Below are 12,616 nucleotides of genomic sequence, written 5' to 3'. Positions count from 1 at the left end.
AATCCGACTCGTGCCGAGCCGCAGCTTGATACTCGCAGGTTTCTTTTTTGCCGCCGCAGCCACTCTGGCTTCGGCGGCGCCTGCCGTATCTACTGTCAGCCCTGCCCCGAAACAGGACAAGCAGGAAAAACAGAGTGAGTTGCAGGATTTGCGTGGCCAGATCGATCAGCTCAAGCACGATCTGGCTAACAACGAATCCCACCGCAAAGATGCAGCAGATGCTTTGCAGCAGTCGGAAAAAGCCATTTCCGACGCCAATCGGGTCCTGAATGATCTTTCCAGCCAGCGCCAGCTCACCAGCGCGCAATTGGCGCAAATGGAAATCGACATTGGCAACACCCGCAACAGCATTCGCGATAGCCAGAAGCGTCTGGCTGGCCTGCTCAACAGCCGCTATCGCACCCGCGAACTGGAAGCCTGGCGGCTGGTGCTCAATCAGCAAGATCCCAATCAAACCAGTCGCGAGTTGACCTACTACCGCTATCTGACTGCCGCGCAACAACAACTGGCGCAGCAGTTACAGCAGCAACTCGATCAGCTCAACGAAGTTTCTGACCGGATTCGCGAGAAAAACGACGAACTGCAGGAACTTGCCCGGCAAAAAGCCGCCCAAAAGGCCGAGTTACTCAACGATCAGCAAGAAAAGCAGCAGGTGTTGAGCAGCCTTTCCCAGCAGATCAATAGCCAGCGTAACCAGATCGGCAAATTGCAGGCCGATGAAAAGCGCATGACTACGCTGATTGCCCGGCTGGATGCCATCATCAAGCAACAAGAATTAAAGCGGGCGCAACAGGAAGCAGCTCGCAAAAAGGCCGAAGCCCAGCGTCTGGCGCGTGAAGAAGCAGCGCGCCGTAAACAGGCTGCCAATGCGGCGAAAAACAAGAATCAGGCTCAACCAGCCAATAACGTCAACAGTGATACAACCGCACAAGTCAACCCAACGCCAGCCCCGGATACCGCGCCAGCGCAGGACAAGGTCACCCGCCAGAACACAGTAGAGCCGGATGCCAGCCTGTCTGGTCAGCAGTTCGCTGCGCTCAAGGGGCGTTTACGGCTGCCACTCAAGGGCGACGTAATCGGCCGGTTTGGCACACAACGCGCAGAAGGCGCGACCTGGAAAGGCGTGTTTATCCGGGCAGCCAGTGGCCTGCCGGTTAAGGCGGTCGCTACCGGTCGGGTGGTTTTTGCCGACTGGCTGCGTGGCTTTGGCAACATGATGATTATTGATCACGGTGGCGGCTATATGAGCATCTATGCAGCCAACGAAAGTCTGCTGAAACGGGTTGGTGATACCGTCAACGCAGGCGACACCATTGCTACAAGTGGCAACAGCGGTGGCATGGGGGATTCGGGCGTATACTTTGAAATCCGCCAGCACGGAAAACCGCTGGATCCGCTCTCCTGGGCCGGATAGCCGTTAACATGACACAAACACCCGTTATTTGGAGCTATTGAATGCCCAGCCTGAAGAAACCGGCCCACAAGCCGGCCAGCAAAATGCAGAAAATTGCACTCGTACTTGCCGGCATTGGCCTTGGGGTCGCGCTGAGCTTGTCGTTCACTGCGGTGGCAGACAAAGATGCCAGCGCCAATCCACTGCCAGTGGATGAACTGCGCGCGTTTTCCACGGTGTTTGGCCTGATCAAACAAAGTTACGTCGAACCGGTCAGTGACAAAAAACTGATCGACAACGCCATCAAGGGCATGGTTTCGGGTCTTGATCCGCATTCGGACTACCTGGATGCAGACGCCTTCAAAGATTTGCAAGTCAGCACGCAAGGCGAGTTTGGCGGTCTGGGTCTTGAAGTGAATATGGAAGACGGCCTGGTCCGCGTGGTTTCGCCGATCGAAGACACTCCAGCCTTCAAGGCGGGTGTGAAGCCAGGCGACTACATCGTCAAGATCGATGACACCCAGGTTCAGGGCATGTCGCTCAATGACGCCGTCAGCAAAATGCGTGGCAAGGCGGGCTCCACCGTCACGCTGACGCTGTTGCGCAAAGGCGAAACCAAGCCTCTGATCCTGCCGCTCAAGCGCGCCATCGTCAAAGTGCAAAGCGTGAAGTCGGTACTGACTGAACCAGGCTACGGCTATATCCGCATTACCCAGTTCCAGGAACGCACAACCGAGAACCTGGCCACTGCGCTGGGCGATCTGTACAAGCAAAACAAGGGTCCGCTCAAGGGTCTGGTGCTGGATCTGCGTAACAACCCCGGCGGCTTGCTGAATTCCGCCGTGGGTGTGTCTGCCGCGTTCTTGCCGCAAGGGGATCTGGTGGTTTACACCGAAGGCCGTACACCGGACTCCAAAGTGCGCCTGACTGCTGATCGCTCCAACTATCAGCGCGATGATGCCAAGAGCGATTACTTCAAAGATCTGCCCAAGGACGTGAAAACAGTGCCGATCGTGGTACTGGTGAACGGCGGTACGGCATCGGCTTCGGAAATCGTCTCCGGCGCGTTGCAAGACCACAAACGGGCGTTGGTCCTGGGTACGCAATCGTTCGGTAAGGGTTCGGTGCAAACCGTGCTGCCGATTGACGCTACCTCGGCACTGAAGATCACAACCGCACGTTACTTCACGCCAAATGGCCGCTCCATCCAGGCCAAGGGCATTACGCCGGATATCGAAGTGGCAGAAGCCACAGTGGCCGGTCGTGGCGACTTCAGCGGTCTGGAAGTGCACGAATCCGATCTTGAGCACCATCTGGACAATCCGACAGATAAAGATGCCGGCAAACCCAAGCCCAAAGACAAGGACACCACGCCAGCGATCAAGCTGAACGCAGCACCTGTAATCAAACCACAGGCACTGACCGCCAGCGAAGCCGATAGCGAAGGCCCACGCCAACTAGTTTCGAAGAACGACTACCAGGTGCAACAGGCTCTGAACGTGTTGAAGGTGCAGCAACTGTTGCAAAACAAGGGCGCGCCAGTCGCACCGGCTGCTTCGGCACCGGTTGCAGCAAAGTAAACGGTTCGCGTCCTGCCCCAAAAACCCCGCCATGTGCGGGGTTTTTCTTTGGCGGTGTTGTATTGGCCTATGCCGTTTGCAAGTTCAGCGATGCAAAATTGCGCCAAAGCGCCTAAGCTAAAGCCATCGACGCCAGTAACGGGAAGTTTTGCCATGACGTCCGTCCACACGCCACCCGAACGCCAGAAAACACATGACATCGTGTTTCACGTCCTGCCCACAGATCAGGCAGTGCAGGCGGCTCGCCTGCTTGGCCGCATCCCCGGCGTAGTGGTGCAGCCGCACGAAAGCGAACGTCGCGTTACCGTTCACTACGATGTGCTGGAACATACGCTACTGGAGCTGGAAACCTGGTTGCAAAGCGGCGGATTTCATCTGGACGGCAGTATTCTGCAAAAGATCAAGCGGGCTTTGATCCATTACACGGAAGACGTTCAGCGCGATAATACGCAAATCCCCGAGCATCCCACCAAGAGCCGTGAAGTATTCGTCAAGGCGTGGGAACACCACTTGCATGGCGACCATGACGATACGCCTGAAGAACTGCGGCGCTATCTGTAACCGGCAATTGCATTGGGGATCACACTGATCCCGACCGCACATCGAACGGGGCTTTGGCCCCGTTTTCATTGATCCATACCCTATGACCCAGTCCATAAACATCGCAGCAGTGCCTGACCTGAACGACAACCAGTTGCTGCGCTACAGCCGCCATATTTTGCTGGATGAGATTGGCGTGGAAGGCCAGGCAAAGATCAGTGCCGCCAAGGTACTTGTTGTGGGCGCCGGTGGTCTGGGTGCGCCCGCAGCCCTTTATCTGGCCGCCGCTGGCGTGGGCTCGCTCACCATTGCCGATGCTGATGAGGTTGACCTGACCAACCTGCAGCGGCAGATCATCCACAGCCAGGATCGCATTGGCTGGAACAAGGCCCAATCTGCCGCGCAAACGCTGGCTGCCATCAACTCCGAAATTCACATCACGCCACTTGGTGAGCGGCTGGCCGGCGAGCGACTGCTAGAACTCGTACGGGGGGCGGACCTGGTGCTCGATTGCTGCGACAATTTTGCCACCCGCCATGCAGTGAACCGCGCTTGCGTCGCTGCGCGGGTGCCACTGGTCTCAGGGGCCGCCGTGAGCTTTGATGGTCAGCTCACCACCTTTGATGCACGCGACGCCACCAACCCGTGTTATCACTGCCTGTTTGGCGAAGAAGGCGACGCCAGCGACAGCCCGTGCGCCACATTTGGCGTGTTCTCACCGCTGACCGGCATGATCGGCACGGCGCAGGCGGCAGAAGCACTCAAACTCATTACCGGCGTCGGCAAACCGCTAATTGGGCGCTTGCTGCTGCTGGATGTGCGCAATATGGCATGGCGCGAGATGCGCTACAAAAAGGACCCGGCCTGCCCGGTGTGCGGTATTTCTCACACCGCAGCCTGAAAAATATTTCTTTACAAGCATTTTTGATCCAGGGCATAGTAAAAAGCATGAATACGCAAATCCAGCACCCTTCTGTTGCTAGCTTTTATTGGTGGTATCGCTTCTAACTGGCGGCCACGCGTATCATTTTGACTATACGAAGCCGCCGATTCAGGCGGCTTTGGTGTTTCTGGAACTCCCCCTCCCCCTGAATCGGCGCTTCACCCAAAGCGGAACACAATCCGCAGGAGCACTCGATCATGACCGTAATCCCACCGAACCAGATTCTGTTGACTGGCGATAAAGCCACCGGCCCGCTTGGTCTCGGTCATTACGTGCGCACCTTGCGGCATCGCCTCAATTACCAGGACAAGCATCGCCAGTTTTTGATGCTGGCTGATACCGACGCCAATGCAAGCAACGTGATCGACGTGGCGATGGATTACCTGGCTATCGGGATTGATCCGGCCCGCAGCACGCTGTTTGTGCAATCCCAGGTGCCAGAACTGCATGAGCTGACTGCGTGCTACGCCCGCTTTGGCGCGGACATTCTGGGTAGCCAGAGCACCGTGATCGCCAACCACGGCATTGCCGATATCACCGCCTTGAAAGCCCGGCTGGTTCCGACCACCGACCCGCAACAAGCGATCATGGTCGAACGCGGAAATCAGCTGGTACGTGCAGTGAACGAACGCGCCGGTACACAAATTCTGGTTGAAGCCGCACCCGTCATGGCCGCCACCGCCCGTAATCGTGTAGCGGTCAACTCGGCAGCCCACGCCATGCCACTGGCCGCCAACCCGGACGCCATCAGCGCGGCGATCCACGCACTAGCGACAGACCCAAACCGGCCCGGCAGCAAAGCGCCAGGCGATGTCGATCACAACGAAGTGTTCTTCTTCCTGGACGCTTTCGAAACCGACATCCATTTTCTGGATGACCTGAAATCCAAATACCGTCGTGGCGGCTTGAGCGACGCGGTGATCCGCCATCATCTGGAGGAATGTGTGCAGCAATTCCTGGAGCCAATTCGCGAGCGCCGCAATGCGCTTGCCCGCGATCCAGAGCAAGTGCTGGGCATTTTGCGCGATGGCACTGAACGCGCTCGCAATATCGTTGCGGCGACACTGGATGAAGTCCGGCTTGGTTTGGGCGTATAAGCTGACGCGGTAGTTGCCAAGGGCCATAAACAAAGAGCCATCCGGTCTGGATGGCTCTTTTCGTATGCACCGAGCCAGGAATCAGGCCGATTCAGGCAAGCGCAGGCCGAGGATGATCAGGTCCCGCTCAACCTCATCCAGCACGGCGATGCGTGGCAGATTGGCCCATTCGGTAAAGCCAAACTTGCGGAACAAACCGAGGCTGGGCTGGTTGTGACCAAAGATGAAACCAAGGATGGTTTTGACGCCGAGCGAAGGTGAGATCACCATGGCTTGTTGCAATAGCCAGCTCCCCAATCCCTTGCCGCGCGCCGCTTCGGCCAGATAGATACTCACCTCAATCGTGCCGTCATAGGCCGGGCGGCCGTAAAAGGATGAAAAGCTCATCCAGCCCGCAACCGCGCCTTGTTCATCCTGCACTACCCACAATGGCCGCGTGGCTTTCTGGTGTGCGGCAAACCAGTCTTCGCGACTGGCCACACTGACGGGTTCAGTATCAGCGGTGACTTCGCGCGAGGCGACGGTGCTGTTGTAGATATCGACGATCACCGGCAAATCGGCATGATGCGCCAGGCGTAAAGACCAAGACATAGCAAATCCCGTTACAGGCGGGTGCAGCGCAGTGCACGCAACGCCTTATTCAAAAATCCATAAAAACCAGGCTGAAGCTCATAACCGGATACGGAGAACTGCTCAACCAGCAAGGCGCGGCAAGACGGCCAGGGTATTGGCCACGGTTACCGAGGCTATATTTTCCACGGTATCGCCGCGCAGGTCAGCCAGAACTTGCGCGCAGGCCAACATATGTAAAGGTTCGTTGCGTCCCCGATCCAGCCAGGAAGGCGGGATATCAGGCGAGTCCGTCTCCAGCACGATGGCCTCAAGCGGTAATTCGGCAGCGAGTTTACGGATACGCTGCGAGCCTGAATACGTCATCGCTCCACCAAAACCAAGCTTGAAACCCAGCTTGATAAACTCATCGGCCTGTTGGCTACTGCCATTGAAAGCATGTGCAATGCCGCCGCGCACTTTCCATTTGCGCAGATACTTAAGGGCCTGATCTTGCGAGCGGCGGATATGCACAATCACTGGCAAGTCGAAATCCCGCGCCAGTTTGAGCTGTGCCTCAAACATTTGCACCTGGCGCACTGCATCCAGACCTTCTACAAAGAAGTCCAGACCGATCTCACCCACGGCAACAGGTTGTTCGGCTTGCAACCATTGCGCGAGTTGTACCAGATGTTCATCCCGGTGTTCTGCCACATATATCGGGTGCAAACCATAGGCAGGCGCGACCCCGGCATAACGCAGCATGGCTTTGGTGGTGGCGAACGTATCCGCTGTTACAGCTGGAACAACCCAGCGCTTTACACCGGCCAGGCGTGAGCGCTCGACCACAGCGTCGCGATCTGCGTCGAACTCGGGGGCATCAAGGTGGCAATGACTATCAATCAGCATGGAACTATTGTGTCTGGCAAGTATCTGTTGTTAGCTGCTTCAGTCAAACTGGCAGCAGTTATGAAATGATCATTAAAACAATACAGCAAGCCAACCGTACCCGGAGCCTTTTACGTGTCTGATCTATTTAGCTGGGGTGTTTTTGCCGTCGTAGTCATCGCCTTGTTGGTGTTTGATCTGGGCGTGCTGCACAAAAAAGACAAGGAAATCTCGATTGCCGAGAGCCTGAAGCTGTCCGCATTCTACATTTGCGCTGGCTTGGCATTTGGCGGCTGGGTCTGGTATTCGCGCGGGGCCCGCGACGGCATGGATTTCTACACCGGGTTTCTGGTGGAGAAATCATTATCGATGGACAACGTGTTCATCATTTCCATGATCTTTACCAGCCTGGCGATTCCGCGCGTTTATCAGCATCGCGTGCTGTTCTGGGGGATTCTGGGCGCGCTGGTCATGCGCGCAATCATGATTGGTCTGGGCGCGGCGCTGGTGCATGAATTTGCATGGCTGTTGCTGTTCTTTGGCCTGTTTCTGGTGTTCACCGGCTTCAAAATGCTGTTTGCCAAAGAAAAAGAACACACGCTGCAAGACAGCAAGTTGTTTCGGTATCTCAAAACCCATTTGCGCCTGACGCCCACACTGCAAGGCAATCATTTTGTGATCCGCGGCGAGAAGCATGGCATGGCGGCTGGCCGCTGGGGCACGCCGTTGCTGCTGGCTTTACTGATGGTCGAAGGCGCGGATCTGATTTTCGCGGTGGATAGCATTCCGGCGATCTTTGCCATTACCCAAGATCCGTTTGTGGTTTACACCTCGAACATTTTCGCCATTCTTGGCTTGCGCGCCTTGTACTTTGCGCTCGCCAGCATGGTGCATCGATTCGAATACCTGAAGTACGCGCTGGCGCTGGTCTTGATCTTCATTGGCGTGAAAATCGGGCTGGTTTATGCCGGCATCAAAGTGCCGTCGGTGCTGTCTTTGACCGTGACGTTTGGTCTGTTGCTGGCTGGCGTGTTGTTCTCGATGTACAAGACCCGGCAGCAGGTGCAATGAGATCTGAAGGCTCATTTGGTCAATCCTTGCTACCCGGAATTCTCGCCAGGAGTTATCGGGAGAACTGCAGAGGTAAAAACAAAAAGAGCAGTCCATTGTGGCTGCTCTTTTTGTTCTGGATGAATCCGCTCCGTTTCAGTGACGCAGAATCATGCAGGTCGCCGTGGCATGTGCCAGCAGCGTTCCTTCCGCATTGCGGATACTGCCCTCAGCCACGCCCAAGGTGCGGGAGATATGCAGCACCTTGCCTTCGGCCACCAATGGCACGTCCCGCGGGATTGGCTTGAGCATTTTCACATTCAGATCAACCGTGCCGTAGCCAACGCCAGCCTCCAGCATGGTATGCACCGCGCAACCGGTGACAGAATCGAGCACCGTTGCGGCAAAGCCACCATGGACCCCGCCCAGTGGATTCAGATGGCGCTCATCCGCTTTGGCCGCAAAACGCACAACACCAGCGTCCGCTTCCAGCAACGACATCGGCATGGTTACGGTAATGGAAGGCGCAGGCAATTCGCCCCGGGCCATGGCTTGCAACAATTCAAGCCCCGAATATTCGGCAATGGATTTAGTCATTGGCTAGCCGCATCCTTATCGAGTGGGTTCCGCTGTGCTCACGGTTGAGCAGACGGAAACAATCAGAACGGGAAATCAAACCCAACAAAAAGGCCGGTAACTGACCGGCCTTTTCTCCAACTGCTTTTTGCTTAGCTGTCGTTCTTTTTGAGTTCTTCCACCAACGCCACGTACTGCGTCATGGCCTCATCGTTCGACAAGCCTTGCAGTTTGGCCCAGGCGTCGTATTTGGCCTGCGCTACAAAGTTAATGGCTGAAGGTCGATCGCCGTTGACATTGCCATCGGTCGCTTGCTTGTACAGCGCGTACAGCTTGAGCTTGGTTTGTACATCCGGCGCGTCGTTCAGTTGGACAACTTCTTCTTGCGCGGTTTTGAATTGCTCGGCCAAAGTGGTCATGGTGACTCCCCACGGAATATTAAAACGTTCGTTTGAATTGCTGTTGGCGAGTATAGCTTGCTGCAGCCAGACCGGGCTATCTGCCAAACGCCGGGGCGCGGGAAAGTCCCTACGCCTCAAGCCTCAATACGCGCCGTGCCCGCCAGTCACACTGCGTATGGTTTTGCAGATGATGGCGATGTCGTACCAGAGATTCCAGTTTTTAACATACCAGGCGTCCAGCGCCACGCGTTCATCATAGGTGGTGTCGTTGCGACCCGACACCTGCCACAGACCAGTCAAGCCAGGGCGCGCTTCCAGATAGAAGTCCACTTTGTCGCCATAGCGGGCCAGTTCTTCGTCGATGATCGGGCGTGGTCCAACCAGACTCATCTGGCCTTTGATTACATTCCACAATTGCGGAATTTCGTCCAGGCTGGTGCGACGCAGAAAGTGCCCAATGCGGGTAATACGCGGATCGTTCTTGAGCTTGAAGTCTTTGTCCCATTCGGCCCGCGCTTGCGGGTCGGTCGCCAGCAAATGCTCCAGCACTTCCTGACTGTTATGCACCATGGTGCGAAATTTCCAGCATTTGAACGGTTTGCCGTTCATGCCTATGCGCACATGACCAAAGAACACGCTGCCCGGCCCGCCCTGACGTTTCACCTGCAGCATCATGTAAAGCAGGATCGGCGAGAGCACGATGAGTCCGAAAATTGCCCCGGTCAGGTCAAAAATCCGCTTCATCCACATCAGCGTGCGCACGGTCAGGTTATTACGCACCCGCAGCAACAATACTTCATGGCTGAAAAAGTGATACGGCACCACACCAAACAATGGCAGACCGGCGATCGGCGGAATGATGTGGATGTCTTTGTAGCGCAGCGTCAGCTGTTCAATCTGGTTGGCCAAGGCTTTGAGTTCTTCTTCATCCACCGCTACCACCACGTGCGGGCGGGCGTTGGCATCCAGCCATGCGGTCAAGCCATCACACGGAATGGAGATCACTGGCAGAAGCGCGCCATTGACCTCAACGCTATCTGGCGCGTCTTTGCCTACGGCCAGAAACGCTTCAATCCGGAACCCCAACTGACGTTCGCTTTTCATGGCCCGATACGCCGCCAGCGCATTCTCGCCGGTACCGACGATCACCGTTGGCATTTGCCAGATATTGAGCTTGAGCAGCCAGCCTTTGGCCGCGCTGCGCAGCCACGGCAGCAACACCAGCGCCACGCCCCACGACACCGGCCACAAGAACCGCGACACGGTGAACTTGCCCAGCAACACCAGCATGCCATTGAGCAAACCGGCCAGCAGCAAGGCGCGCAGGATATCCAGCAGTTGATCCCAGAACGGCAGGCGCAAGCTGTAATGACCACGCCACCAGAAGTTGGCCACCGTTAACAGCGCCAGCAGCAAAAACGCCATGCCTTGTTGGCGCCCTTCCCACATCCACCACAAATCAAAACTGGCGCTGATACGTTGATAGCGGAACAGCCACAGCAGCAACATGGCTACGGCAAAAGCAATCGCCAGCGCGGCAAAGTCGGCCAGCGCCAGCCAGATTTTGGCGCGCTCAGGGCCTTCGTGTTTAAGCGACATAAGGTTTCGGCGTCTCCGGTTCTGCTGTCGGGTGAATGCCATACGCGGCGTACAGCGCCGCCATCATGACATCCAGCGAGTAATAGTCCTGTACGAAGTGACGGGCTCGTTGACCCAGTTCAACGCGAGCGTGGCGGTCTTGCGCGAGCAACGCCAAGCGGGCGGTGAAATCGGCGGCAGTATGCCCCAGGTAGCCATTGATGCCGTCTCGCACCAGATCGCGGTTACCGATCACGTCGGTTGCCACCACCGGCAAGCCTGCGGCCATGGCTTCGAGTACCGCCACCGGCATGCCTTCCCAGCGCGAGGTCTGAATGTAGATATCCAGCCCGGCCATATGTTGCAACGCAGCTTTGCGATCAACCCAGCCAGTGAGTTTGACACCCGCTTGCTTGAGGGCGGTTTCACCGGATTCATCCCCACCGCCAATCCATACAAATTCGATCTCGCCGGGTTGACTCAGCGCGGCGGCGATTTCAGCAAACAGTTCCGGATTGCGTGCCAGCGTAACGCGGCCAACCGTGCCTATGCGCACCACGCCTTCGTTGCCCAATGCCAGCGGCACGGCATCGATATCGACGGCGTTGTGCACTTCGACCACGTTTTTGGATAGATGCGTACGGATTTCACCGGCCTCGCCAGGCGAGCACGCAACAAACGTCACCGGCGCACCCGCCAGCAGTTTTTCAATCAACAAGAAAATCGAATTCTTCAAGCGCCCTTCGGCCCGCTGCAAAAACGACAAGCCATGGGGCGAGAAGAACCACTTGGGGCCGCGATAAATCATGCTCAGAATCCGCCCCAGCGCGCCGGCTTTGCTGGAATGCAGATGCACCACATCCGGCGCCAGTGTTTTGAGCGTGCCATGCAACAGACGCCCTGCGCGAAAATCGGCAACAGGGGAAATCGAACGCGTCATGGGCAGCTGGATCAGCGCAATGCCTTCGGCAAACAGCTCGCGCCAGTTATCCGGCGTTTCCTCACGAACGCTGTGGATGATGGTGACCCGCAAGCCATCCGCACGCTGGCGGTTGGCAATGGCGGTCACCATCGAAAGTGTACCGGCCCCGAACGACTCGACCACATGGACGATATGGCTCATGCAGCCTTCCCTTGCCGCAAGCGTGCCTTGATTTTGAAAACCAGGCCGTATGGCAGTAACAAGAGCAGCACGCTGCGCACCAGCCCCTTCCATGCGGCCAGGCTGCCGTCTTTGTAACGCCATTGCAGCGCCAGCCGTGACTTCAACTGCCGATTGCGTTTCGAAAGCGAAATACCGCCCGGATCAAGTTCATAGCGGATCAGTACATCGGCCAGATTGGCAACCGGAAACTGCCGGGTGAACGTCCAGAACAAGGCGTAATCTTCAGCCGCTGGCGCATCAAGCGGATAGTGACCGGTGCTGGCCAGCGCAGCGGTACGAAACATCACTGCCGGATGGATGAAGGCCGAGTTCAGATGCATGGCTTTCTGGATATCCGCATAAGCAGTTGGATGGCGCAGCACAAATTGCTCAACGCCCTGCGGATCAACCATGCTGGCGGCGCCGCCCAGCAGCATCACATCGGGATGCGCATCCAGAAACGCGACCTGCCGAGCAAAGCGGTCGGCGACATTGGTATCACCGCAATCAAGCCGGGCGATCAGTTCATAACCGCGTGATTCGATCCAGCCCAAGCCGCTATTGAGCGCATACTCAATGCCGCGGTTTTTCGGCAGAAACAAAAAGCGCAGCACGCCCTGGGCGGAAAAAGCATCCCGAGCGGCCCGCTCGTCTATCGGTGCACGCGCGCTGCCATCATCAACGACCAGCACATCAACTTGTTCGGTAGCACCAAATGAAGCGAGCGAACTCACCAGCCCGGTCGGGTTGTTGTAATGCGGAATCAGGCAAATGAGTCGGTTTTGGGTTTCGGCCATGTTCTGATAAATCTGTTCGGTCTTTTAACCTGGGTTCTTTACGAGTGCTGTGGGCACAATTTGTTCAGTCGGCATACGGC

At 56.7% G+C, this 12,616-nt stretch carries 13 protein-coding genes; 6 read left to right on the top strand and 7 right to left on the bottom strand.

All coding sequences use genetic code 11. From position 1 onward, the window contains the following. The first annotated feature begins 25 nt into the window (after positions 1 to 25). The 5 genes from N7220_RS13875 to N7220_RS13855 all read left to right on the top strand — a co-directional run bounded on the left by N7220_RS13875 (position 26) and on the right by N7220_RS13855 (position 5,553). Positions 26 to 1,414 (top strand): murein hydrolase activator EnvC family protein, encoded by a 1,389-nt coding sequence (locus tag N7220_RS13875; RefSeq protein ID WP_283148121.1) that lies wholly within the window; start codon positions 26 to 28, stop codon positions 1,412 to 1,414. A 41-nt stretch (positions 1,415 to 1,455) separates the two neighbouring features. After that, positions 1,456 to 2,973: a S41 family peptidase gene (locus N7220_RS13870; RefSeq protein WP_283148120.1), complete on the top strand. Its 1,518-nt coding sequence runs from the start codon at positions 1,456 to 1,458 to the stop codon at positions 2,971 to 2,973. A gap of 153 nt (positions 2,974 to 3,126) precedes the next feature. Then, positions 3,127 to 3,534: a hypothetical protein gene (locus N7220_RS13865; protein ID WP_283148119.1), complete on the top strand. Its 408-nt coding sequence runs from the start codon at positions 3,127 to 3,129 to the stop codon at positions 3,532 to 3,534. Positions 3,535 to 3,616: 82 nt separating this feature from the next. Further along, positions 3,617 to 4,414: a HesA/MoeB/ThiF family protein gene (locus N7220_RS13860; protein WP_283148118.1), complete on the top strand. Its 798-nt coding sequence runs from the start codon at positions 3,617 to 3,619 to the stop codon at positions 4,412 to 4,414. A 239-nt stretch (positions 4,415 to 4,653) separates the two neighbouring features. Further along, positions 4,654 to 5,553 carry a tryptophan--tRNA ligase gene (locus N7220_RS13855; protein ID WP_283148117.1) on the top strand — a complete coding sequence of 300 codons (900 nt, stop codon included), beginning with the start codon at positions 4,654 to 4,656 and terminating at the stop codon, positions 5,551 to 5,553. 81 nt (positions 5,554 to 5,634) lie between these two features. Here the strand turns inward: N7220_RS13855 and N7220_RS13850 are convergent, their stop codons facing one another. Together N7220_RS13850 and N7220_RS13845 are read right to left on the bottom strand one after the other, a co-directional pair. After that, positions 5,635 to 6,144 (bottom strand): GNAT family N-acetyltransferase, encoded by a 510-nt coding sequence (locus N7220_RS13850; RefSeq protein ID WP_283148116.1) that lies wholly within the window; start codon positions 6,142 to 6,144, stop codon positions 5,635 to 5,637. A gap of 102 nt (positions 6,145 to 6,246) precedes the next feature. Then, a complete protein-coding gene (locus tag N7220_RS13845; protein ID WP_283148115.1) occupies positions 6,247 to 7,011 on the bottom strand; it encodes a TatD family hydrolase in 765 nt (254 codons plus the stop codon). Positions 7,012 to 7,125: 114 nt separating this feature from the next. Here N7220_RS13845 and N7220_RS13840 point away from each other — a divergent pair, with 114 nt between their 5' ends. Continuing rightward, positions 7,126 to 8,061 carry a TerC family protein gene (locus N7220_RS13840; protein ID WP_283148114.1) on the top strand — a complete coding sequence of 312 codons (936 nt, stop codon included), beginning with the start codon at positions 7,126 to 7,128 and terminating at the stop codon, positions 8,059 to 8,061. Positions 8,062 to 8,196: 135 nt separating this feature from the next. Here N7220_RS13840 and N7220_RS13835 read toward each other — a convergent pair whose 3' ends face one another. The 5 genes from N7220_RS13835 to N7220_RS13815 all read right to left on the bottom strand — a co-directional run bounded on the left by N7220_RS13835 (position 8,197) and on the right by N7220_RS13815 (position 12,536). After that, positions 8,197 to 8,637 (bottom strand): PaaI family thioesterase, encoded by a 441-nt coding sequence (locus N7220_RS13835; protein ID WP_283148113.1) that lies wholly within the window; start codon positions 8,635 to 8,637, stop codon positions 8,197 to 8,199. Between the two features lie 131 nt (positions 8,638 to 8,768). Further along, positions 8,769 to 9,035, bottom strand: a complete 267-nt coding sequence (locus N7220_RS13830; protein WP_283148112.1) for an acyl-CoA-binding protein — start codon at positions 9,033 to 9,035, stop codon at positions 8,769 to 8,771. Positions 9,036 to 9,158: 123 nt separating this feature from the next. Further along, positions 9,159 to 10,616, bottom strand: a complete 1,458-nt coding sequence (gene wbaP / locus N7220_RS13825; protein ID WP_283148111.1) for an undecaprenyl-phosphate galactose phosphotransferase WbaP — start codon at positions 10,614 to 10,616, stop codon at positions 9,159 to 9,161. After that, positions 10,606 to 11,718, bottom strand: coding sequence for a glycosyltransferase (locus tag N7220_RS13820; RefSeq protein WP_283148110.1), 1,113 nt, complete (start codon positions 11,716 to 11,718; stop codon positions 10,606 to 10,608). The genes wbaP and N7220_RS13820 overlap by 11 nt, the downstream gene beginning before the upstream one ends. Then, a complete protein-coding gene (locus N7220_RS13815; RefSeq protein ID WP_283148109.1) occupies positions 11,715 to 12,536 on the bottom strand; it encodes a glycosyltransferase in 822 nt (273 codons plus the stop codon). The genes N7220_RS13820 and N7220_RS13815 overlap by 4 nt, the downstream gene beginning before the upstream one ends. Between the last annotated feature and the right edge of the window lie 80 nt (positions 12,537 to 12,616).

Source organism: Silvimonas soli (assembly GCF_030035605.1).
GTDB lineage: Bacteria > Pseudomonadota > Gammaproteobacteria > Burkholderiales > Chitinibacteraceae > Silvimonas > Silvimonas soli.
Note: the sequence above shows the minus strand (reverse complement) of the source record. Positions and strands in the feature narration are given on the sequence as shown.

Excerpts from the sequence above, each read along its gene's own strand:
- N7220_RS13860 (WP_283148118.1), top strand. The coding sequence starts at position 3,617 with ATGACCCAGTCCATAAACATCGCAGCAGTGCCTGACCTGAACGACAAC.
- N7220_RS13845 (WP_283148115.1), bottom strand. The coding sequence starts at position 7,011 with ATGCTGATTGATAGTCATTGCCACCTTGATGCCCCCGAGTTCGACGCA.
- N7220_RS13815 (WP_283148109.1), bottom strand. The coding sequence starts at position 12,536 with ATGGCCGAAACCCAAAACCGACTCATTTGCCTGATTCCGCATTACAAC.
- N7220_RS13830 (WP_283148112.1), bottom strand. The coding sequence starts at position 9,035 with ATGACCACTTTGGCCGAGCAATTCAAAACCGCGCAAGAAGAAGTTGTC.
- wbaP (WP_283148111.1), bottom strand. The coding sequence starts at position 10,616 with ATGTCGCTTAAACACGAAGGCCCTGAGCGCGCCAAAATCTGGCTGGCG.
- N7220_RS13835 (WP_283148113.1), bottom strand. The coding sequence starts at position 8,637 with ATGACTAAATCCATTGCCGAATATTCGGGGCTTGAATTGTTGCAAGCC.
- N7220_RS13850 (WP_283148116.1), bottom strand. The coding sequence starts at position 6,144 with ATGTCTTGGTCTTTACGCCTGGCGCATCATGCCGATTTGCCGGTGATC.
- N7220_RS13870 (WP_283148120.1), top strand. The coding sequence starts at position 1,456 with ATGCCCAGCCTGAAGAAACCGGCCCACAAGCCGGCCAGCAAAATGCAG.
- N7220_RS13865 (WP_283148119.1), top strand. The coding sequence starts at position 3,127 with ATGACGTCCGTCCACACGCCACCCGAACGCCAGAAAACACATGACATC.
- N7220_RS13820 (WP_283148110.1), bottom strand. The coding sequence starts at position 11,718 with ATGAGCCATATCGTCCATGTGGTCGAGTCGTTCGGGGCCGGTACACTT.
- N7220_RS13855 (WP_283148117.1), top strand. The coding sequence starts at position 4,654 with ATGACCGTAATCCCACCGAACCAGATTCTGTTGACTGGCGATAAAGCC.